Annotated in this window: 17 protein-coding genes, 1 tRNA gene, 2 rRNA genes and 4 pseudogenes (1 of these 24 only partly in view); 10 read left to right on the top strand and 14 right to left on the bottom strand. The window is 62.4% G+C overall.

What is annotated here, in order from left to right:
• The 3 genes from AO684_RS04145 to AO684_RS04135 form a co-directional block, all read left to right on the top strand.
• A 23S ribosomal RNA gene (locus AO684_RS04145) occupies window positions 1–1224 on the top strand (it extends 1609 nt beyond the left edge of the window).
• A gap of 88 nt (window positions 1225–1312) precedes the next feature.
• Window positions 1313–1427: ribosomal RNA gene (rrf, locus tag AO684_RS04140) — 5S ribosomal RNA — on the top strand.
• A 39-nt stretch (window positions 1428–1466) separates the two neighbouring features.
• Window positions 1467–1543 (top strand) — tRNA-Met (locus AO684_RS04135).
• A 179-nt stretch (window positions 1544–1722) separates the two neighbouring features.
• On the opposite strand, the gene AO684_RS04130 is transcribed toward AO684_RS04135, so the two are convergent.
• The 8 genes and pseudogenes from AO684_RS04130 to AO684_RS04105 form a co-directional block, all read right to left on the bottom strand.
• Entirely contained in the window at window positions 1723–2178 is a 456-nt protein-coding gene (locus AO684_RS04130) for a hypothetical protein (protein WP_054301484.1), read from the bottom strand.
• 275 nt (window positions 2179–2453) lie between these two features.
• A pseudogene (locus AO684_RS21520) lies at window positions 2454–2588 on the bottom strand (major capsid protein); the annotation flags it as partial.
• Window positions 2587–2832: pseudogene (locus tag AO684_RS21200) on the bottom strand (transposase); the annotation flags it as partial. The pseudogenes AO684_RS21200 and AO684_RS21520, both read right to left, overlap by 2 nt.
• A gap of 66 nt (window positions 2833–2898) precedes the next feature.
• Window positions 2899–3606 carry a DUF1003 domain-containing protein gene (locus AO684_RS04125; RefSeq protein WP_054301483.1) on the bottom strand — a complete coding sequence of 236 codons (708 nt, stop codon included), beginning with the start codon at window positions 3604–3606 and terminating at the stop codon, window positions 2899–2901.
• A gap of 97 nt (window positions 3607–3703) precedes the next feature.
• Window positions 3704–4510, bottom strand: coding sequence for a class II glutamine amidotransferase (locus tag AO684_RS04120; protein WP_054301482.1), 807 nt, complete (start codon window positions 4508–4510; stop codon window positions 3704–3706).
• Window positions 4511–4851: 341 nt separating this feature from the next.
• Window positions 4852–6567 (bottom strand): thiamine pyrophosphate-dependent enzyme, encoded by a 1716-nt coding sequence (locus tag AO684_RS04115; protein WP_054301481.1) that lies wholly within the window; start codon window positions 6565–6567, stop codon window positions 4852–4854.
• 8 nt (window positions 6568–6575) lie between these two features.
• Window positions 6576–8210 (bottom strand): FMN-binding glutamate synthase family protein, encoded by a 1635-nt coding sequence (locus tag AO684_RS04110; RefSeq protein ID WP_054301480.1) that lies wholly within the window; start codon window positions 8208–8210, stop codon window positions 6576–6578.
• Between the two features lie 285 nt (window positions 8211–8495).
• Complete coding sequence (locus tag AO684_RS04105) at window positions 8496–10565, bottom strand: bifunctional DedA family/phosphatase PAP2 family protein (RefSeq protein WP_082400715.1); 2070 nt, start codon at window positions 10563–10565, stop codon at window positions 8496–8498.
• A gap of 204 nt (window positions 10566–10769) precedes the next feature.
• Here AO684_RS04105 and AO684_RS21985 point away from each other — a divergent pair.
• Window positions 10770–11097, top strand: a pseudogene (locus AO684_RS21985) (transposase); the annotation flags it as partial.
• On the opposite strand, the pseudogene AO684_RS04100 reads toward AO684_RS21985, so the two are convergent.
• Window positions 11047–11361 (bottom strand): annotated as a pseudogene (locus AO684_RS04100) (transposase); the annotation flags it as partial. The pseudogenes AO684_RS21985 and AO684_RS04100 overlap by 51 nt on opposite strands.
• Window positions 11362–11623: 262 nt before the next feature.
• Between AO684_RS04100 and cls the strand changes: the two are divergent.
• Window positions 11624–13054 carry a cardiolipin synthase gene (cls, locus tag AO684_RS04095; RefSeq protein WP_369814577.1) on the top strand — a complete coding sequence of 477 codons (1431 nt, stop codon included), beginning with the start codon at window positions 11624–11626 and terminating at the stop codon, window positions 13052–13054.
• A gap of 535 nt (window positions 13055–13589) precedes the next feature.
• Entirely contained in the window at window positions 13590–13985 is a 396-nt protein-coding gene (locus AO684_RS21760) for a response regulator (protein ID WP_158640708.1), read from the top strand.
• Window positions 13986–14045: 60 nt separating this feature from the next.
• Here AO684_RS21760 and AO684_RS04085 read toward each other — a convergent pair whose 3' ends face one another.
• A complete protein-coding gene (locus AO684_RS04085) occupies window positions 14046–14795 on the bottom strand; it encodes an acyl-homoserine-lactone synthase (RefSeq protein ID WP_152968344.1) in 750 nt (249 codons plus the stop codon).
• Between the two features lie 136 nt (window positions 14796–14931).
• Between AO684_RS04085 and AO684_RS04080 the strand changes: the two genes are divergently transcribed.
• Window positions 14932–16356: a sensor histidine kinase KdpD gene (locus tag AO684_RS04080; RefSeq protein ID WP_054301476.1), complete on the top strand. Its 1425-nt coding sequence runs from the start codon at window positions 14932–14934 to the stop codon at window positions 16354–16356.
• A 63-nt stretch (window positions 16357–16419) separates the two neighbouring features.
• On the opposite strand, the gene AO684_RS04075 is transcribed toward AO684_RS04080, so the two are convergent.
• The 4 genes from AO684_RS04075 to AO684_RS04060 form a co-directional block, all read right to left on the bottom strand.
• A complete protein-coding gene (locus AO684_RS04075) occupies window positions 16420–16632 on the bottom strand; it encodes a hypothetical protein (RefSeq protein WP_054301475.1) in 213 nt (70 codons plus the stop codon).
• A gap of 66 nt (window positions 16633–16698) precedes the next feature.
• Window positions 16699–18474 (bottom strand): acyl-CoA dehydrogenase C-terminal domain-containing protein, encoded by a 1776-nt coding sequence (locus tag AO684_RS04070; protein ID WP_054301474.1) that lies wholly within the window; start codon window positions 18472–18474, stop codon window positions 16699–16701.
• 39 nt (window positions 18475–18513) lie between these two features.
• The gene (locus tag AO684_RS04065; RefSeq protein WP_054301473.1) at window positions 18514–18933 is read right to left on the bottom strand and encodes a MerR family DNA-binding transcriptional regulator; all 420 of its coding nucleotides are present in this window, start codon (window positions 18931–18933) and stop codon (window positions 18514–18516) included.
• A 171-nt stretch (window positions 18934–19104) separates the two neighbouring features.
• Window positions 19105–19479: a MerR family DNA-binding transcriptional regulator gene (locus tag AO684_RS04060; RefSeq protein ID WP_054301472.1), complete on the bottom strand. Its 375-nt coding sequence runs from the start codon at window positions 19477–19479 to the stop codon at window positions 19105–19107.
• Between the two features lie 143 nt (window positions 19480–19622).
• Here AO684_RS04060 and AO684_RS04055 point away from each other — a divergent pair, with 143 nt between their 5' ends.
• Genes AO684_RS04055 through AO684_RS04045 form a run of 3 tightly spaced genes read left to right on the top strand, consistent with a single transcriptional unit; the run spans window position 19623 to window position 21896 of the window.
• Entirely contained in the window at window positions 19623–20072 is a 450-nt protein-coding gene (locus AO684_RS04055) for a PaaI family thioesterase (protein ID WP_054301471.1), read from the top strand.
• Window positions 20069–20581 (top strand): PaaI family thioesterase, encoded by a 513-nt coding sequence (locus tag AO684_RS04050; RefSeq protein ID WP_054301470.1) that lies wholly within the window; start codon window positions 20069–20071, stop codon window positions 20579–20581. The genes AO684_RS04055 and AO684_RS04050 overlap by 4 nt, the downstream gene beginning before the upstream one ends.
• A 4-nt stretch (window positions 20582–20585) precedes the next feature.
• Entirely contained in the window at window positions 20586–21896 is a 1311-nt protein-coding gene (locus tag AO684_RS04045; RefSeq protein WP_235451205.1) for an MATE family efflux transporter, read from the top strand.
• Window positions 21897–21907 lie beyond the last annotated feature (11 nt).

Below are 21907 nucleotides of genomic sequence, written 5' to 3'. Positions count from 1 at the left end.
CCAAGGCGCTTGAGAGAACCACATCAAAGGAACTCGGCAAAATGCTCCCGTAAGTTCGCGAGAAGGGAGCCCCTCTTGTGCGCAAGCATGGGAGGGGGGCACAAACCAGGGGGTGGCGACTGTTTACTTAAAACACAGGGCTGTGCGAAGCCGTAAGGCGACGTATACAGTCTGACGCCTGCCCGGTGCTGGAAGGTTAAAAGGAGGGGTGCAAGCTCTGAATTGAAGCCCCAGTAAACGGCGGCCGTAACTATAACGGTCCTAAGGTAGCGAAATTCCTTGTCGGGTAAGTTCCGACCTGCACGAATGGCGTAACGATCTCCCCGCTGTCTCTGATGTGGACTCAGCGAAATTGAACTGTGTGTCAAGATGCACACTTCCCGCGGTTAGACGGAAAGACCCCATGAACCTTTACTCCAGCTTTGCACTGGCATCAGGATTGTGATGTGCAGGATAGGTGGTAGGCATCGAAGCAGAGACGCCAGTTTCTGTGGAGCCTCCCTTGAGATACCACCCTTCGCACTCTTGATGTCTAACCGCGGCCCGTCATCCGGGTCCGGGACCATGCATGGTGGGGAGTTTGACTGGGGCGGTCGCCTCCCAAATCGTAACGGAGGCGCGCGAAGGTTGGCTCAGAGCGGTCGGAAATCGCTCGTTGAGTGCAATGGCAGAAGCCAGCCTGACTGCAAGACTGACAAGTCGAGCAGAGACGAAAGTCGGCCATAGTGATCCGGTGGTCCCAAGTGGGAGGGCCATCGCTCAACGGATAAAAGGTACTCTGGGGATAACAGGCTGATGATGCCCAAGAGTCCATATCGACGGCATCGTTTGGCACCTCGATGTCGGCTCATCTCATCCTGGGGCTGGAGCAGGTCCCAAGGGTATGGCTGTTCGCCATTTAAAGAGGTACGTGAGCTGGGTTTAGAACGTCGTGAGACAGTTCGGTCCCTATCTGCCGTGGGTGTAGGAGACTTGAGAAGAGTTGCCCCTAGTACGAGAGGACCGGGGTGAACGTTCCACTGGTGGACCAGTTGTCGTGCCAACGGCAGTGCTGGGTAGCTATGAACGGACAGGATAACCGCTGAAGGCATCTAAGCGGGAAGCCCCCTTCAAAACAAGGTCTCCCTTGAGAGCCGTGGAAGACCACCACGTCGATAGGCCGGAGGTGTAAGTGCAGCAATGCATTCAGCTGACCGGTACTAATTGCTCGATAGGCTTGATTTGATCCAGTAACAGCAAGACTGGTCAAAAGCTCAAAACCTGAACAAGCGCTACTGCGCCTGATGTTCCTCATAAACGGGTCTTTCCTCGGTTTGGTGGTCATAGCGCTGGCTAAACACCCGATCCCATCCCGAACTCGGCCGTTAAGGGCCAACACGCCAATGGTACTGCGTCTCAAGACGTGGGAGAGTAGGTCACCGCCAAACCTAGAAAAGACCCCATCAACGATACAAAAAACACCCGGACGCGGGGTGGAGCAGCCCGGTAGCTCGTCAGGCTCATAACCTGAAGGCCGCAGGTTCAAATCCTGCCCCCGCAACCAAATTTATAATTACAGATCAACACGTTACCAGCCGCCCACACGGGCGGATTTCCGCGTTCCGAAAACCCGTGGAAGCAACGTGGAAGCACACGGTGCTACATCAGTGCTACGCTCGATCGTGTCCGCGCAGCAACGCGCAAGAAATCTGCGCGGGGCCGGATCGGCTACTGTTGTTGGGGTCAAGCAACGCATCTTAAGAAGGCCATAACGATGCGATACGCAGGTTGGTAGCAGGCCAACACCTGACCGTCCGGATCGACCTCTCCGCGCAGCAGGGCGTTTCGCATGGCGTAAAGCACCTCGACCAGCCCCGCCAATAGGTCTTCGGCTGTGCATTGGAACTGCATAATCGCGATAGCTAGTGCAGGGCCGCCACCTTGAACCAAGTCTGTCATGGGGCGAGGGTTACAGGCATCATAGAACTGGCGGAGCGTCGTTCGCTGTGGCTCGGACAGATTGTTAGTGAACTCGGGCAGGGCGTAGACCTCGTTCGGTTCGTATCGAGCCTGCACATGGGTCAGTTTCACCTGCCCCGTGCGGATTGAGGTCACGGTGATCTCATATTGCCCGCCTTGCACCTTTCGTGCGCCGTAGCGCTGCCCGTTCCGTTCCTGCTGATCGTTCTGCCAGTTCATCAGCGGATTGATGCAAACTTCACGCAGCGAGACCCGCTCGCGCCCGCCTTGCCCCAAAGCTCATGGGTGGGCCAGCGGGCGCGGTTGCGGTCGTGGGTGCTTGAGACGGCGGTGCCAGATTGGCCTGAACTGAACGATTCTATCTTCTGGTCAGCGATCGCTGCAGAGCGCGCGCACCGGGAAGCGACCGGAGGCGGTCGTGTCACTGATCCGTTCAGCGCACTCTTTGGTGGTTGCTGCCGCTACGAAGGCGGTGATTTCGAAAGCGTATTTTCGTCCAGGTGCTGGAGGGCGTAGAGGGACAGGCCGATAGTGTTGGCAGTTTCCAACAGGTTCGCCGGGCCGCCACAGGTGGTGAAGGTGTCCAGCGCGCCCAAAGGGAAGGCGATGCCCTCGTTCGCCGGGACCATCCAGGACGTCCTCCCACGGCCCGGCGAGCGTCCAGCGCCGCAACTGCCGGCAGACAGATGACCACTTGCCAAACTCCTCTGGCAGGTCCCGACACGGCGCACTGGTCCGCGCGTTCCAGAAAATGCCATCCAGAACAAGCCGATGGCCCGCAGGCTTGCGCCCGTTCGGGTGCCGGACTGCCCGGATGAAGCCCTCAAAGAATGCCCATTCGTCGACGGACATCAGGTTGCGTGCCATGGTCACCCCCCACGCAGAGATGATCTTGAAGCACAGACGACCGCGAAGGGGAATCCGTTTTGGCAACAGGCCTTAGCGCCGCCGCTGCCCGTTTGCCTCCAGCAGATCAATCTGGATCTTCTGCAATTCAGCCAGCTTTTCCCATTGGCGGGAAAGCTGGTGGTCGATCTTTTCGTGCAACTGCCGGATTTCGAGTTCTGCCTTGAGATTGACGCGATAGTCATTCTCGGCGCGCAGGCGGTCCTTTTCCTCCTGGCGGCGCTGGCTCATCATGATGATCGGGGCCTGAAAGGCCGCCAGTGTCGACAAAACGAGGTTCAGGAGGATGAAGGGGTAGGGATCAAAGGGCTGCCGGAACAGATGCACCACGTTCACAGTCATCCAGAGAACCAGCACCAGCAGGAAGCCAAGGATAAAGGTCCAGCTTCCGCCGAAGGAAGCGACCCTGTCCGCCACCCGGTCCCCGAACCCCAGATTTTCCCGGTATGCCTGTGACACCGGCTGGGAAATGGTTTCATGGCTTGCCATGGCGTCGATGACCTGCCGCTCGATGGCGCCAAGCTCGCCACGTTCCTCTTCAAGCAATGCCTCGACATAAGCGCGGCGTGCATGCGCCAGATCAGGCTCGCAGATGAATTTGCCATCCTGCCAGCCGGGGTGGCCCGCCTCGATGATCTTGCCCACCCCCGGGCGCACCGCAACCCATGGCCGAAGCGCGTGGACCGGAAAGGGCTTGCCGCACACATGGCACAGTTCAGTATGTTGTTTCGACCCGCTCATTTGCACATCTTCCAGGGATGACGCCGGGCAAGCAAGCTGTTTGATATCAGCCTTTTGCCGGCGCGGTGCCTGATGGTCTCCGGCTTCGCGCGCGAGATCAGGACAGACTGCTGCTGACGATATGCCCGTCCCGCAGCGCCAGAGCGCTGGCTTCTGGCAGTGGTTTCCAGCCATGAAGACTGAGCGGAACACTCGCCAGAAGGACAATGCGCGCAGGCAGATCGTCGATGCGTAACCCATGGCCACGCCATGGTCCTTCTTCGCTGCCTTGTGCGAAATCGCGGATGCAAAGCCCCGGCGGCATCGGATGGGAAAGGCCGGTTTCTGTTTCAAAGATACGCTTGTGCGCATGGGCGAACAGGGTTTCGCCATCAAAGAACAGGAAGTTCGCATCGCCGAGTACGGCCATCTGCGCGGCGAAACGGCGAAAGATATCAAACCGCAGGGTTGTCTCCTCTGCCCCATGCGGCACATCCTGCAAGGCGCGCAGCAACAGCAGGAAGGCCAGTTCGGAATCGGTGTCCCCCACACACTCAGCGCGCAATCCGGGCGCCAGATCATCTATGCCATGCAGCGTGCCGTTATGGGCGAAATGATGCATCCGCCCGGCATGGACCCGCGTGAACGGGTGGGTGTTCGCCAGATGCGGCTCACCTTTCGAGGCACGCCGGACATGCGCGATCAGATGACGGCAGGGGATCTCGCGTTCAACAACCATCCGGGCAAGTGCGCTGTCGGCAGCTGGTGTAGCCTCGCGGAAGATGTGGGCATCGCGATCCTCGGCGAAAACGATGCCCCAGCCATCGCGGTTGCGGTGCCGCTCTCCGCCCTCTCGGGCAAAGCGGTCCAGCGTGTATTCCACGATGGTCGGGCGCGACGCGCTCATGGCGAACAACTCGCACATCACATCATCCTTTGCGACAGGTTGGCGAGACCCCGGATCGAGCCAGCGGCCATGATGACAGCCCCCCGGAAACATGACAGAGAAAATGCCGCTGAATTGCTGAACTCAGCCGCCACGTCTTGATCGTGTCCATCACCCCCCGGCGCCAGATCCGTGCCAGCATAGCCCCGCAATCCAGATCAGCCCCACCGGCCCGCAGTTCAGCAAACGAACCAGAAGAGGTGCGGTCTGCATACCGATGCCGGTGAGGTTGAAACAGCCCGCGTATCATGCCGGTGGACATATGCCACTGGCCGCAGAGATCGCAAAAAGGCGGTCAGGGATGATCAGGTCCACGCGTCTCACCGCAGGAAATTGTCACGCAACAGCGCGACAACTTCCTTCGTCCGGCCATCAAGCATCGCCCGGATGCCAAACATGGCCGTCGATGCAACCTGCGAAGGTTTCACATGCGGCGGCATGACCAGCTCCATGCGGTTGACCTTTACATCCAGCAGCGCGGGGCCTTCAGCGGCCAGCCAGGCAGTCATCGCGCTTTCCAGATCATCCGCATTCTCTGCCCGCCATCCGCTGAGGCCACAGGTGCGGGCCAGCGCAGCGAAATCAGGGTTCTGCAATTCGGTATAACTGTCCAGAAGCCCCTCGACCCGTTGTTCCATCTCGACGAAGCCAAGACTGCCGTTGTTGAAGATCAGAAGCTTCACTGGCAGTTTTTCCTGTACCAGCGTCAGCAGATCGCCCATCAGCATGGTCATTCCGCCATCGCCGCACATGGCGATGACCTGCCGGCCCGGATAGGCCGCCGCCGCCCCCATGGCCTGCGGATAGGCATTGGCCATGGTGCCGTGCAGAAGACTGATCAGGAACCTGCGCTGGCCGCGTGCCGCGACATGACGCAGCAGCCAGACCTGCGGAGAGCCGCCATCCGCTGTCAGAATCGCGTCTTCCGCTGCCAGACTGTCGAGCATCCGGGCAACGGCCTGCGGATGGATCAACGCCGGGTCGGGCTCATTCGCTTCCCGCTCATACCCCTCCCGATCCTCCTCCCATTGCTTCAGCGCCTGTTGCAGATGGGTCTGGTCGCGATCCCCGGACAGGCGGGGCAGAAGCGCCTCAAGGGTTGGGCCGATATCGCCAACCAGCCCCAGACGGATCGGCGCGCGGCGGCCCAGATGGGTGGCCTCGCGGTCGATCTGGATGACGTGCTTTCCATCGGGGTAGAACTGCGTCCAGGCGAAATCGGTGCCGAGGCACAGCATGATGTCGGCGCGGTCGATGGCATCTACCCCTGCCTTGTTCCCCAGAATGCCGGTCATGCCGACATTGAACGGGTTGTCCGGTTCGATGAACTCCTTGGCCCGGCTGGTATGGACGACCGGCGCGGCCAGCACCTTCGCCAGCGCGATCACCGGATCATGCGCCTCCCTTGCGCCGATCCCGGCGTAGATCGTGACCTTGTCGGCTTCGTTGAGCGCGCTTGCCAGCACCTCCAGCTCGCGATCCGAAGGGCGCAGCACCGGCGCCGGGCGATGCACCGCCCAATCCAGCGCGTCCTCCGTCCTTTCGGTGAACATGTCGCCATTGACGATCACGACTGCCACGCCGCCCTTGTTCAGTGCCGCCTGCGCGGCCAGTGCAACGATGCGCCGGGCCTGATCGGGGTGGCTGACATATTCGCAAAAGACGCTGCATTGTTCGTAGATCTTGCGCTGGTCGACGGCCTGGGGAAAGCCCAGCCCAGCCTCTGTCCGCGCCACGTCAGAGGCGATCAGCACCACCGGCGCGCCGTTGCGGTGGGATTCGAAAATACCGTTGACGAAATGCAGGCTGCCCGGTCCGCAGGTTCCGGCGCAGACCGCCAGTTCGCCGGTCATATAGGCCTCGGCCCCTGCCGCCAGACCACCCGCCTCTTCGTGCCGTACATGGACCCACCGCATTTCAGAGCGCCGGATCGCATCGGTGAAATGGTTGATCGTGTCGCCGACGATGCCCCAGCATCGCTTCGCCCCGGCGGTGATCAGGGTCTCCACCATGACTTCGGCAACGGAGCGGGACATGGTTCACCTCACATTTCGGCAGGGATATTCTTGGCAGCGGCCCGCGCAGGAACCAGATCGATGCCGGGGCGGAAACTGTCGGCCCGGGCGGCCGCCCACCAGTCGGCGTAGATTGTATCGTCGGGTGAATCGCGCAGGATGCCTTCGGGCAGGAAGGTGTGGATGCGATCCATCGGCATGGCCTTTTCCGGGCCGGTGCGGTGCATCAGATGATGGGGTTGCAGATCCTGCGGGTGCCTGAAGCCCGCCGCTGCGACGATGTCAGCCATCGCTTCCAGCGTCTTGGCGTGGAACCGTGCGGCGCGTTCACCCTGCACTTCGGGGATGAGGCCGCGCTGACGGCCCGGGTCCTGGCTGGTCACGCCTGTCGGGCAGGTGCCGAGGTGGCAGCGCTGCGCCTGGATACAACCAACCGACAGCATGAAGGCCCGTGCGGCATTGCACCAGTCCGCGCCCAGCGCGATGTTTTCCGCCAGCCCCATGCCGGAATAGACCTTGCCGCTCGCCGCCAGCCGAACCTTGTCCTTGATGCCCGCCCCGACCAGCGCGTTGCGCATCAGGACCAGCCCCTCTGTCAGCGGCATACCGACCCAGTCGGACAGTTCCAGCGGCGCGGCGCCGGTGCCACCCTCTCCACCGTCGACAACGATGAAATCGGGATAGATGCCGGTCTCCAGCATGGCCTTGATCATGGCGAAAGGCTCGTGCGGCTGACCAATGCACAGTTTCAGCCCCACCGGCTTGCCGCCAGACAGATCACGCATCCGGGCCGCGAATTCCATCATCTGTATCGGAGTCGAAAAGGCCGAATGGCCGCGCGGCGACAGGCAATCCTGATGCGCGGGCACCTGCCGGATGCGGGCGATCTCCTCTGTGACCTTGGCGGCGGGCAACAGCCCGCCATGGCCGGGCTTGGCCCCCTGCGACAGCTTGATCTCGGTCATCCGCACGGCGTCATGGGCCGCGTTGTCACGGAATTTCCCGGCGTCGAAACGCCCGTCCTTATCCCGCGCCCCGAAATAGCCTGACCCCAGTTCCCAGACCAGATCGCCGCCATGTTCCAGATGATAGGGAGAAAGGCCACCCTCGCCCGTGTCGTGATAGAAGTTGCCCTTCTTCGCTCCCAGATTCAGCGCCCGCACCGCATTGGCCGAAAGCGCCCCGAAACTCATTGCGCTGATATTCAGCACCGAGGCCGAATAGGGCCGCGCGCACTGATCATTGCCGACAATGACACGCGGGCTGATATCGGGGTCAGGCTCTGGCGCGATAGAATGGCCGATCCAGTGATACTCTTCGGCATCGACATCGCGTTCGGTGCCGAAAGGATGGGTGTCCGTCTCGCCCCGTGCACGGGCATGGACCAGATTGCGTGCCTCGAAGGAATAAGGCGTGCCATGCAGATCGTCCTCGACGATATAGGCGCGCAGATAAGGGCGCAGGCGGTAGAACAGCCAGCGAATGCGCCCCGCAACCGGAAAGTTTCGGGTAATCGTCCAGTCACGCTGGAGGAAATCGTAGATGCCAAGCGCAACGACCGCCAGAAGCAGCAAAGCCACCCAGACCCATCCGGCCAGAAGGGCGGCAAGTGCAAGAACCGCCGCAACTATCGGAATTATGGCCCGCTGGATCAGATCGAACATGGCAGCTCCCCGATGCCTGCATCATGGCCTCTCGCGCCTGACAGATACGCGGCCCGGCGATGCAGATGGTGGAGTGCCACCTTCCTCAGGAATGAAGACAGGGTCAAGCAGTGCAGCCCCGTGCGAACGTCATCCTCCCCGTAATTTGACCCCAATCGCGGAATGCCCCTTGGAATGCGACCGTCCCCTGCCTCCTGCGCTGGCGTCGGGGCGCGCAAAGCAGCGTGGCAGATCACGAATCTGCGCCGCCCTTTCCTGTCTTGGTCACACGGCTTGAGGTCGGATTCAGTGCCCTATGACCAGAACGGTGATATCGGCAGCCATCGACGCCGGGCCGGAACTGCCTTCGAGCGGTAAGGAAATCCTGCCCCGCGCGGTCGCGCCTTGCCCGATCAAAGCCTGTACGAGGCTGTCATTCAAACCCTGATCGGCGGGAATTTCCTGGTCCGGCGCGCGGTCTGCATCGTCATCAAGCCCCACTGCGCCGACCCAGGCGCGGAACCCGTCAGGGGTTACATATTCGGTGCGCCAGAAGCGGGCATGAGGGTGGCGCACCGACAGTGTCGCTGTGCCGCCCGAAGGGGCCGAAAATGTCAGATCGCCCGGCATCCCACGCCAGAAATGCGTCACCATCTGAACAGTCGGGTCTTCATTCCCGATGATCGCGGCCGAAATCGCATCAAGGATGCGTCCCGGCGAGGGCGGCGGCGCCGGGGTCCAGCCGGCGGCCTCCATGTCGTTCGACAGGGGCCGCTCATCCCGCGTAAACACAACCAGAGAGATTGCATCGACCGGTGTGCCGATCAGCGACTCGGTCATCACGGGCAGATCCGGGCCGGAAAGGGCCAGCGGGCCGGAAACCGTCACATCCGCGATGTGTGCAGGTGCATTGCGGGCGGGCTCGTGACGCCAGAGTCCGACCGTCGCAAACCCGGCAATGGCAATCATCGCCATCTGGCCCGCAATCCTTGTCCTGCCCCGAACCGGGCGGTGCGCAAAGCTGCGCGATGAAAGCCATTCGGCCACCGCAATTCCGATTGTCAGCCACAGCGCCCCCACGAGCCAGCCGTTCAGCACATCGCTGAGGTAATGCTCGATCAGGTAGATCCGGCTGACGCCAATGGCGAAGGCGACAAGACCCGCCAGCAGCAGCGCCGACTCTGCCCGCAAGACCCTTGTCCGCCACAGTACATAGGTCAGCATCCCATAGGCCGCGACCGAAACTGCGGCATGGCCGGAGGGAAAGCTGCCAGAGGTTTCCACAAAATACCCCAGCGGTGAACGTGACCTGCCGAAAGCGTGCTTGAGCAATGAGACCGTCAGCGTATTGCCCATAACCGATACAGTCAGGCCTGTGGCCAGCGGCCTCTGCCCCGCCAGCACGAGCCAGATCAAGGTTGCGGCGACCAGCGGCGCCACCACCCGCACGCCCCCCGGTATGGTGATCCACGAGGCGATGCGGATGGGCGCAGGCGACCAGAATTGATGGATCAGTTCGGCAAGCCGCATGTCCAGCGCAGCCATCGACGCATCCAGAGCGAAATCCATGGCCGTGTCGATCCAGACCACGCCGATATAGATGATCAGAAGCGACAGAAATGTCAGCGGCAGCCCGGTGAAGGTGCTGCGGTCAAACCGTGCCACGACCCGGTGAACCGTTTTTGGATGGCGCTTCAGTGCCTTCGCCATCAGGGGAATTTCGGCAATCCCGCGCAGCGCCGCCGCCAGGACCATGCCCGCAAGCGGCAGAAGCCGCAGCAGACTGTAGAGCAGCCCCCAAAGCACGGCCAGCAGCAGAAGGATCGCCCCGATCAGAACCGCCACACGGGTCACTGACCCGCCGATCTGCCCAAGCGCACCGCCAAGCGCATCACCGATTGCGACATGCACAAATGCGTAGGGCACGCTGCCGATGATGTTCCAGATCAGAAACCGCCGACGCTCCATACCAGCCAGCGCCGCGGCAAGCGGCACCAGGCCTGCAACCGGCCCCAGAAAGCGCCCGATCACCAACGCCACTCCCCCGTGTCTGGCAAAAAGCCGGGTCGCCCGCGCGAAGGCGGCAGAGTTCTCGATGCGCCTGCGGCCGGGCAGACGATCTTTCGCCAGACGGCCGGTCCAGTAACTCATCTCCGAGCCGAGGATGGACCCGACCGCCACGAACCAGACCAGATCGAGGAAATCCAGAAGGCCACGCTGTACAAGAATGCCGCCCGCATCGACAATCAATGTGCCCGGAATGACGATGCCGGTAAGAAAGTAGGCCTCCAGCATCGAGGCTCCGCCGACCAGCCAGTACCCGAGGATACCGAGTGACTGGAGCGAGGGGAGAATCTGGTCAAGTGTCGGGAACATCAGGCTGCTTCATGATAGGGCCGTGCGGAGCCAACCCGACAGGGCCGTGCCGCGCATCGCCCCCATGGACAAGACATCGGGCGGTGCAGTCAAGTCACGCAGCCGCCCCACCGGCCGGAACTTCTGCGTGAGGCTGCACTCTGGACCTGCACCGGTTCCGTTCCGGTCTTCCGAGAGCGATGCCCTCACCAAAGGAGACAGGATATGGCAAGGGCACACAGCGACGATTTCAAACAGGATGCCGGGATGCGGTTCGCATCGCGCTCACCAGCGGTCTGACACGGCGGCAGGGTGCGTCTGATCTTAGGATTGGGCTTTCCACGCTCGGCAAATGGATAGGGTCGATTTCCGATGCGGCGAAGGCACCGGAACATGGTGCTGATCTTCTTCGCGAGAATGAGCGCTTGCGCAAAGAGAACCGCATTCTCAGGGAGGAGAGGGCGGTGCTAAAAACGGCTCAGTTCTTTGTGGCTCAAAAGCCGTGAAGTTTCAGTTCATTGCCAGCTATCGCGGCAGCCTTTCGCGCAGCCAGCCCCGCGTGGTTCAAGCCATCCAGAACGTCCTCCCACAGCCCGGCGAGCGTCCAGCGCCGAAACTGCCGGCAGACAGATGACCACTTGCCAAACTCCTCTGGCACGTCCCGCCACGGCGCACTGGTCCGCGCGATCCAGAAAATGCCATCCAGAACAAGCCGATGGCCCGCCGGCTTGCGCCCGTTCGGATGCCGGACTGCCCGGATGAAGCCCTCAAAGAATGCCCATTCGTCGACGGACATCAGGTTGCATGCCAAGCTCACCCCCCACGCAGAGATGATCTTGAAGTACAGACGACCGCGGAGAGGAATCCGTTTTGGCAACACGACCCAGGGCCTGTTTCCAAGGCCGTTCTGGCTGCGCGGTCATTGGCCGGAAAGGGCTGCCCGCGCTCATGCTCTGCCGTTCAGGCCTTGAAACCGGAGGCCGCACAGCCGCATCATTCCGCCAGGCAGACCCGCCCCGCAAGCCTGAGGGCGCGGCAGGTCGTCAGCCGTTTCGTCCGATTGCAGCGGAGGCAGCACTCTGTTCTATCTCGTTCTGCATGTTATGGTTGTCGGGGTTTGCGCGGTGCACATTCTGCTGCGCCGCCATCGGCAGCCGGAATCCCGTATGGCATGGCTGCTTGTCGTAATGGTCCTGCCATATCTGGGGGCCCTAGCCTATCTGCTGCTGGGCCAGACCAGCGTCGGGCGCAAGCGTGTTGCAAGGCTGAAGTCCGAGTTCAGCGGCCTGCCGCGTCCCGAAGATGCCGATGGCTGGGCTGCGCCTGAAAACGCCCCGGATCTGCATCCGGAATTTGCACCGCTGTTTCGTGTCGGGCAATCCATTTCTGGCTACCCGGCGGTGGGCGGCAACACCGCACGGTTGATGGAAAACTCTGATGCTGCCATTGACGAGATGGTGGCGGCCATCGACGGGGCGCGCGATCATGTCCATCTGTTGTTCTATATTTGGCTCGATGATCACAACGGGCAGAAGGTTGCCGAGGCCCTGATGCGCGCGTCAGGCCGGGGCGTGGCTTGCCGTGCGATGGTCGACGACCTCGGGTCGCGCGCGCTGCTGAAGTCCGGGCTTTGGCGGCGGATGGGGGCCGCCGGGGTTCGCACCCGCTCGGCCCTGCGCGTTGGCAATCCGCTGTTGCGCATCTTCAATGGCCGGATCGACCTGCGCAATCACCGAAAGATCGTTGTGATCGACAATGCCGCAACCTTCTGCGGCAGCCAGAATTGTGCGGACCCCGCTTTCCTGCCAAAGGCCCGGTATGGGCCATGGGTGGATGCGGTGATGCGGTTCACCGGGCCGGTCGTGCGCGAGAACCAGCACCTTTTCGCAAGCGACTGGATGAGCAATGGTGGCGACGACATCTCTGACCTGCTGACCGCGCCGCTGCCGCCTGCACAGGCGGGATTTGCTGCGCAGGTGGTCGGAACCGGCCCGACATTCCGGACGCTGGCGATGCCCGAAATGTTCACTTCGCTGATCTTCGCCGCGCGCCGGTCCGTGTTTATCACGACGCCCTATTATGTGCCGACACCCGCGCTCCAGCAGGCGCTTTGCGCCTGTCCCGCGCGCGGCGTCGATACGAGGATCATCCTCCCGGCCCGCAATGACGATTTTGCTGTCGGCGCCACCAGCCGAAGCTACTACGAAAGCCTTCTGGAAGCAGGCGTGAAGATCTATGAGTTCCAGCATGGGCTTCTCCATACCAAGTCCCTGACCATGGATGGCCAGATCACGCTGATCGGCTCCGCCAACATGGATCGCCGCAGTTTCGATCTGAATTATGAAAACAACATCCTGCTTCAGGACGCAGACACCACCACCGCGATGCGGGCGCGGCAGGAAGAGTATCTTGCGCAAAGCAGACTTGTCCCGTTCGAAGAGGTTCAGGCCTGGGGGCCGGGACGCAGGCTGTGGAACAACGCCCTGGCAATCGTTGGACCGATCCTTTGACCTTGCGCGAACTGAATGCGGGACGGGCAGAACAGGGAATGCGCCGGTTGCGGTAGGGGAGAGGCTGCGGATTCGCCCGGCCACCCTGCATCTCGTGGTGACAGGTTTTCCGGCAGATCCGCCAACGCACCTGACGATCCGCCATATTCCTGATGGTTCACGAACGTCGCTGTCTTCTGGCCAATCGGGAGCGGCGGAGAAGGGAGAGAATCGAGGCCGGTAAATTCGGCCGATGGCGCATCACCGTGGTCCGGTGATCCCATCTTTTCAAAGACCTACCCGGATGATCCGGTTTTGGGTGTCAGCCCTGATTTGCTGTGTTTGGGGGAGGGCTGCCGTGGCAAATCACCGTGAGTGCTGCCCGACAGTCTCTTGTTGCCCCGCCGCCGCCCGGCCTTGGGCGGCCTTATTAATGCAGCCTCAGGGCCATGTTGTCGCCACAATGGGCGGGCACAACAATCGTATGCAGCAGGTGCGTGCCCCGTCGTGCAGGAACAGAAGCAGCGCGGCCGGGGGAATCTTGGGGACGAAAGCGATGTCAGATCCCAGAATCGTACACGTCGATGATTGCCCGGATATCAGGGTCCTCGTCCAGATTGCGCTGGAGATGGTCGCCGGGCTGCCGCTGGTGCAGTTCGAAAGCGGCGATCAGGTGGTGCGCCTTGCTGATACCATCGAGGCGGATCTGTTTTTGCTGGATGTCATGATGCCGGGCCTGTCGGGGCCGCAGGCATTCCGGCTGCTGCGCGCCATGCCGAAATTCGCATCGACTCCCGCCATCTTCCTGACGGCGAAAGCGACGGAGCGCGAGCTGAAAGACCTGAACGGTCCCGGCGTGTTGGGCACGATCACCAAGCCCTTCGACGCGCTGCAACTGGGGCAGCAGGTGCGCAAACTCTGGGAAGCCAGCCTGCTCGGGCGGGTGGCTTGAATGGGGGACCGCGCCGGTTTTCACGGTCACGCCCGTTCTGCCTGCGGTCTGGTGCTGCCGTCAGTTCACGAATTCGATCACCGGGAACAGCGCGGCACAGACCTTGTCGCCATCAATAACCAGCGGCGCCCCCACGGGCGAGGCGGACATGCCGATACGGGCCATCCATCGCCGGAACACGGCGGGAACAATCCCGATGACATGGGTTGCGCCAGCCTCGCGCGCGACCTTCGCCATCTCGGTCATCAGCTGCACCTGAACCTGCGCCCGCAGCTTCGCGGGCACGTCAGGCTTGATGAACAATCGCGTCGCCTCCCAGATCAGCGGCGAAACGGGTGCCTCGAAAAAGAGGATGTCCCGCGGCAGACTGTCCAGCAATCCAAGCTGGGCATCGCGCAGCATATAACTGTGCAGGCCAACCCTGGAGGTGGTTGGCAACAGCCGGATGCCGGCAAGAACCTCACCGTAACTGTGAATCGCGATCATGCGGGCCTGGGCCGTATCGTATTGATCGAACTCGATTCCGTCAGTTTCCGGTAGATCCCATCCCTTGCCTTCGATAAACACCTTATGCCGCATGCGCATGAAGTCGACGAAGAGGTCGCCGTGCTTGTGGATGTTTGTAAAGGTCAGGGTTGTCGCTTTGAGCGCACCGCCCAAAAGCGGGTCGGTCCTGCTGTCCTGTGGTTGTTCTGCGGCCTCCTTCAGGAGGATGCGTTCACGGGTGGTTGCCTCGGGAAGTACTTGCGGACTGATTACTGGAAAGAACAACCGAGCTGAACGCACCCTAGCCGGTTTCATGCCTTCCATGCCTACCTCAACGTTTCGTGTCCTTCTCTCTGGTATGCACGCTTGTGGCGAAAATGGCCACAGTTTTTCCTCTTTTTCGCGACAATGATTCACCATCTGTTAAAATGTATCTTCTTGGAGTGGTGTCTTGAGCGAAGTGTCGGCCTACAGATCCAACGGTATCCGCGCCGAAAGCCGCGTGTCGGGCCAGCTTGGGACGCTCTGGACACGCCTGCGGGCCGGACAGACCGATGAGGATCGCCTGAAACGGCAGCTTCTGGACTATGCAGAGGTCGGTCAAAGGCTTTTCTGGCAACGTCAGATGATCTTCGGCGTGGCGCTTCTGCTGGCGGGCTTCTTCTACAGCCTGCCGCTGGCCGTGCTGAACCTCGTCATGGTCGCCATCTGCGAAACCTATGACTACCGCGTGTTCATCAGCATCGCGCGGGCCAGGGCGCGCGGCCAGCAACCGGGGCGCCGTCATTACTGGAGTATCGTGCTCGGCACGATCATGAGTTCGGGCGCCATCAGCTTCTTTGCGGTCTGGATCTCGATCCTGCAAGGGCAGGGCTCGCATTTCATGCCGATGTTCTTCCTCTTCGCGGCAGGGGTCTTTGCCGCGATGAACAATCATCACCTGCTGTCGATCCTTGCCCTGCGGCTCGGGATCTACGGCGTGACCTTCTTCGCGATTCCGATTCGCGATATCGTGCTGGCCGTGGGCGGAATTGGTTCTGACCTGTGGGTGCAGTTCCTCTCCAGCCTGTTCGTAGCCTATTTCATCATCGACTGTTCGCGCATCTTTCTGGCGATGTATCGCACCAATATGGAGCGTCTGATCGAGCTTGAGGTGCAGAATCGCAAGATCGAGGCGGCGCTGGCGGCCAAATCGGCCTTCCTGTCGACGATGAGTCACGAACTCAGAACGCCGCTGACCTCGATCAGCGCCTCGCTGGACCTTGCTTTGTCAGGCAACCTCGGGGCGGTCGATCCCGCACCGCGCAAGGTGCTCGAAATCGCGCAACGCAACTCCAAGACGCTGAAATCGCTGATCGACGAGGTGCTTGATCTTCAGAAGGCCAGTGCCGGCAAGCTGACGCTGGAACTTCATCAGACGGATCTTGTGGCGCTGGTGCAGGAATCGGTCGATGTGAACCAGCCCTATGCTGGCCGGCTGGGCTGCGTGATCGAGTTCGTCCGGCCGGAGGAGACCCTGACGGCTACGGTCGATTCTCAAAGGATCAAGCAGGCGCTCAGCAATATCCTGTCCAATGCCGCGAAATTCTCGCCGCCGGACAGCAATATCGAGGTCAGCATCGGCGTTCACGATGGTGCTGCCCTGATCGAGGTGCGCGACCAGGGCGAGGGGCTGGACGAGGCCCGAAAGGACGAGGTGTTCGAGCCCTTCACCCAGCTCGATTCGGGGGATGGGCGGAAGGCCGGGGGAACGGGGCTTGGCCTCAGCATCACCAAGCAGATCGTCGAGGCGCATGGCGGCGACATCGACTATCGCCGGAGCCCTGTGCGTGGAACCATCTTTTCCGTCACACTGCCGCTGAAAACCGAAGCAGGCGGCGTCTGATCTGCCTGTGCCGCGCCGCTCCATGGCTGCGGGCAGGGCAGCTTCAGCCTGCGCCGCACAGGGTCAGCGTTTACGGTCGTCCAACTCGGCGTTGAACAGCCGCAGACGGTGGGTCAGGTTCTCGTTGTCGATCACGCTGGTCCAGTTCTCAAACAGGAAAGACAGCGCCTCTCCCTCGTCCAACCCGGCCTCCTGCGCGAATTTGCGCAGGCGGCGATAGCCGTCCTCGGTCATAGCAACGGGAAAGCGGCGGGTCAGGCGAAAGCGGCGGGGCATGGGCGTCTCCGGTCGGGCTGGGGCAAAATCCTTTCTGCAAGGATTTTGCCCGATGTCGCCCGCAGCTTAGAACGCCTCGGCCGCCAGCGCCATAACCGGATCGGCGCCGCTTTCGATGCGTGCCAGATGCGTGGCACAGGCAGGAAGCTGTCGCGCCATGTAATAGCGGCCGGTCGTGATCTTGGTCTCGTAGAAGGTCGTATCCGCGGCGCCTGCATCCAGCGCCGCATAGGCAGCCTTCGCCATGCGGGTCCACATCAGGCCAAGACAGACATGCCCCATCAGATGCATGAAGTCGTAAGATCCGGCCAGCGCGGCATTGGGGTTCTTCATTCCGTTCTGCATGAAGAACATGCCAGCCGCCTGCATTTGCTTTGACGCAGCTTTCAGCGCCTCGGTAAAGGGGACCATGCGGGCATCGCCATCATGCGCTTTGCATTCGGCCTTCACCATGTCGAAGAAGGCCATGACATGCTTGCCGCCATCCGCCGCCAGCTTGCGCCCCACGAGGTCCAGCGCCTGCACCCCGTTCGCGCCTTCATAGATCATGGCGATCCGGGCGTCGCGCACGAACTGCGACATGCCCTGTTCCTCGATATAGCCATGCCCGCCGTAAACCTGCTGGGCCTGCACCGCCATCTCGAAGCCCTTGTCGGTCTGGAAGCCCTTGATGACGGGGGTCAGCAGACCCACCAGCCCGTCGGCCGCCGCGTCGTTCTGGCGGTGGTGGCGGTCGATGAGCGAGGCGCCCCAGAAGGTCAGCGCGCGGGCGCCTTCCACGAAGGATTTCTGGTCCATCAGGCTGCGGCGGATGTCGGGATGCACGATCAGCGGATCGGCGGCCCCGGCGGGATTCTTGGCCCCGGTCACATCGCGGCCTTGCAGGCGGTCCTTTGCATAGGCGACGGCGTTCTGATAGGCGGCTTCCGCCACCGCATAGCCTTGCAGGCCCACACCCAGACGCGCCTCGTTCATCATGGTGAACATGGCGCGCATGCCCTTGTGCAACTCGCCCAGCAGGAAGCCGGTCGCGCCGTCGTAGTTCAGGACGCAGGTGGCATTGCCGTGAATGCCCATCTTCTCTTCGATCTTGCCGACGGAAACCGCATTGCGGTCGCCCAGGCTGCCATCCTCCTTGACCATGAACTTCGGCACGATGAACAGCGAAATGCCCTTGGTGCCCTCGCCACCGCCCGGCGCCTTGGCCAGCACCAGATGGATGATGTTTTCGGCCATGTCATGCTCGCCAGCCGAAATGAAGATTTTTTGTCCGGTGATTCTGTAGCTGCCATCCGCCTGCGGTTCGGCTTTGGTGCGCAGCATCCCCAGGTCGGTGCCGCAGTGCGGCTCGGTCAGGTTCATCGTGCCGGTCCAGTCGCAGGACACCATCTTTGGCAGATACGTCGCCTTCTGTTCGTCGGTGCCATGCGCATGGATCGCCGAATAGGCGCCATGGGTCAGGCCCTGATACATGTTGAAGGCCATATTGGCGGAAACGAAGATCTCGCCCACGGCGGTGCCCATCAGATAGGGCAGGCCCTGACCGCCATATTCCGGGTCGCAGTCCAGCGCGGTCCAGCCACCTTCCTTCATGGCCTCGAACGCGGCCTTGAAGCCTTCGGGCGTCCGCACCACGCCATTTTCCAGAACACAGCCCTGCGCATCGCCCACCGCATTCAGCGGCGCCAGCACTTCGGAGGCAACCTTGCCCGCCTCTTCCAGCACGGCCGAGGTGAAGCTCGCGTCCAGATCCTCATATCCGGGCACGCCGGTTTCGGTGACGCGCAGCACATCTTGCAACAGGAACTGCATGTCTTTCACGGGGGCGGTATAGGTGGGCATGTCTCTCTCCCTTCGGGTCTTGCTCTGGGCGGGTGCCGGTCAGGCGCCGCCGCGGTTTCTGAGGCTCGCCATCATCTCTTCGCCCCAGGCCATCTGGGTCTTGAGCTCGGCGATTGCCTCGTTCAGTTCGTCGCGCTGCGCCTCCATGGCGTGCAGCCGCTCTTGCGCCAGCTCATAGGTGCGCTTCAGCTGCGCCTCCTGCTGGCTGGGATCGTGGTCGTACATGTCCAGAAGCTGCCGGATATCCTCGAGCGAAAATCCGAAGCGCTTGCCGCGCAGGATCAGCTTCAGCCGCGCGCGGTCGCGGCGGGTGAACAGGCGGCGCGTACCCTGACGGATCGGGAACAGCAGTTCCTTCTGCTCATAGAAGCGCAGCGTGCGCGGCGTCACCTCGAAGGCGTCGCACATTTCGCGGATCGACAGGGTGTCCGACAGGTCGGTCTGTGTCAAACGGGTCATACGGGGTCTCGTGCAGAGTTACTCTGCGTCAGAGATGCGGGGTCTGACCTGTTGATACCAGAGGGATTAAAGTTGACGTAAACATAACGTCACGTCAGTTTTCCAATGACGTAATGTCCTGAAATCTGACGCAGGGTCAGGGTAATTTTCTGACCCTGCGGCAAGCGCAGGTCAGCTTTCGCCCAGCTCTTTCACAGCCGTTTCGCGCAGGGCCTCCAAATCCGCGATGGTCACATCCAGCTCGTCCCGCTGGCGGGCCAGTTCGGCCAGTTGCCGGTCGGCGAGGCCGATCCAGGCCTCAAGCTGCGGCCGCGTGCCCTGCTGCTGATAGATCAGCAGCCACTGGCGCAACTCCTCCAGCGAGAAACCAAAGCGGCGACCGCGCAGGATGAGCGTCATCCGCGCAATCTCGCGCGGGCCATAGAACCGTGCGCGGCCCTCGCGTTCGGGGGCCAGAAGCTCGATATATTCGTAATAGCGCAGGGTCCGGGGCGTGACGTCGAACCGGGCGCACATTTCCTTGAATGTCAGGCGGGTATCGGTCATCCACGGTCCTCCTTGCCTGCCCAACCTAAGGGCAAATCGCCTCCGGTTGCAATCGGGCTTGGTGCGAAGGCCGCGGCGGGGGTTGCGGCGGAGGCGCGCAAGATGTCACATGGCGCGGCAGGTTCCGGCACAAGAGGCAGGCCATGAGCAACGACAGGCGCGACATCGCTCGCAAGTTCATCGAGGCGCTGCCCCATGCGCGGGCGCTGGGCATGCGGCTGGAGGAATTTGGCGATGCCCGTGCGGTGATCGCCATGGCCTATGATCCGCGGTTCATCGGTGATCCGGCGACGGGGGTGATCCATGGTGGCGCGGTTTCGGCGCTGATGGATACGGCCAGCGGCGCGGCAGTGATGGCGCATGGCCTTGCCCCGGCGGGCACCGCCACCATCGACCTGCGCATTGATTACATGCGCGCGGCGACGCCCGGCCAGACGATCCGCGCCCGTGCCGAATGCTATCACGTTACCCGCAGCGTGGCCTTCGTGCGGGCGACTGCGCTGGACGATGACGAAAGCCGCCCCGTCGCCTCGGCCACCGGCGCCTTCACCATGGAACCCGGTCCCGGCACCCCGGCGGAGGGCGGCAAATGAGCCCGCGTCAGAAGCCCGAGCCGGTCCAGGTGCTCAAACAGCGTCGTGACGGCGCGCTGCGCCGTCTGGTCGAGGGGGTGCCCTATATCAGCTTCCTCGGGATCCAGTTTGACCGGCGTGGCGACGAGTTGACCGCAATCCTGCCCTTCAAGGACGAGTTGATTGGCAACCCCCTGCTGCCCGCCCTGCACGGCGGCGCCACGGCGGCGTTTCTGGAGGTGACGGCGATCATCGAACTGAGCTGGTCGATGCTGTGGGAGGAGATGGAGAAGGGCAGTCTCGATCCCGCCACCATCGACGCGACCCATCTGCCGCGCCTGCCCAAGACGATTGATTTCACCGTGGACTATCTGCGTTCGGGCCTGCCGCGCGATGCATATGCGCGGGCGCGGGTCAACCGTTCGGGCCGCCGCTATGCCAGTGTGCATGTCGAGGCGTGGCAGGACAACCGTTCGCGGCTGTTCGCACAGGCGACCGGGCATTTCCTGATGCCGGACCGTGAGGACTGAGCCCGTGACCCCGGTGACGCATCGCCGCGTCCTGCATATCGCGGCGCCCATCGTGTTGTCGAATGCCACGGTGCCTCTGCTGGGGGCGGTGGATACCGGGGTGGTCGGGCAGATGGGGGCGGCGGCACCCATCGGGGCGGTGGGCATCGGCGCCATTGTGCTGGCGACCTTCTACTGGATCTTCGGCTTCCTGCGGATGGGCACCAGCGGCCTTGCGGCACAGGCGCATGGCGCGGGTGATGCGCCGGAACGCACGGCGGTGCTGATGCGGGCGCTGATGATCGGTTTCGCGGCCGGTGCCACCCTTGTCCTCGCGCAAGGCGCGCTGTTCTGGGCGGCGTTTCGCGTGGCGCCCGCCTCCCCCGAGGTCGAGGCGCTGGCGCGGCAATACCTGTCCCTGCGCATCTGGGGCGCCCCGGCAACCATCGCGCTTTACGCCGTCACCGGCTGGCTGATCGCGCTGGAGCGCACGCGTGGCGTGCTGGTGTTGCAGCTTTGGATGAACGGTCTGAACATCCTGCTTGATCTTTGGTTCGTGCTGGGGCTCGGCTGGGGTGTGCGGGGGGTGGCCGGGGCGACGCTGATCGCCGAATGGTCGGGGCTCGCGCTGGGTCTCTGGCTCTGCCGCGATGCTTTTGGCCCTGCGCTGGCCGCTGCGCGCGCACGCCTGTTCGACAGCACCGCCCTGCGCCGCATGGCCTCGGTCAACGGGGACATCATGGTGCGGTCCATCCTGCTGCAAGGCGCCTTCACGACCTTCCTGTTCCTTGGGGCAGGGCAGGGCGATGTGACGCTGGCCGCCAATCAGGTGCTGTTGCAGTTTCTGGAAATCACCGCCTATGCGCTGGACGGTTTCGCCTTTGCGGCCGAAACGCTGGTGGGGCAGGCCGTCGGTGCACGCTCGCGCAGCGTGCTGCGGCAATCCGTGCGGCTGCCATTCCTCTGGGGGCTGGCCGGGGCCGCGCTGATGGCGGCGGGCTTCGCGCTGGCGGGCGGGGCCATCATCGACCTGATGACCACCTCGCCCGAGGTGCGGGCCGAGGCACGCGCCTTCCTGCCCTGGATGATCGCCGCGCCGCTGATCGGCACCGCAAGCTGGATGTATGACGGCATCTACATCGGCGCCACAGCGACCCGCGAAATGCGCAACGCCATGATCCTGTGTGTCGCAATCTACGCCGCTGTCCTGGCTGTGCTGTTGCCGCTTTGGGGCAATCACGGGCTCTGGGCTTCGCTCATGGTCCTGAATGCGGTGCGCGGCCTGACACTTGGCTGGCGCTGGCCCAGGCTGGAAGCGCGACTGGCAGTCGTCTGACCAGCCTGCGC

It is taken from the genome of Gemmobacter sp. LW-1 (genome assembly GCF_001303875.1).
GTDB classification, from domain to species: Bacteria; Pseudomonadota; Alphaproteobacteria; order Rhodobacterales; family Rhodobacteraceae; genus Gemmobacter; species Gemmobacter caeni.
This window is presented reverse-complemented; position numbering and strand designations above follow the sequence as displayed.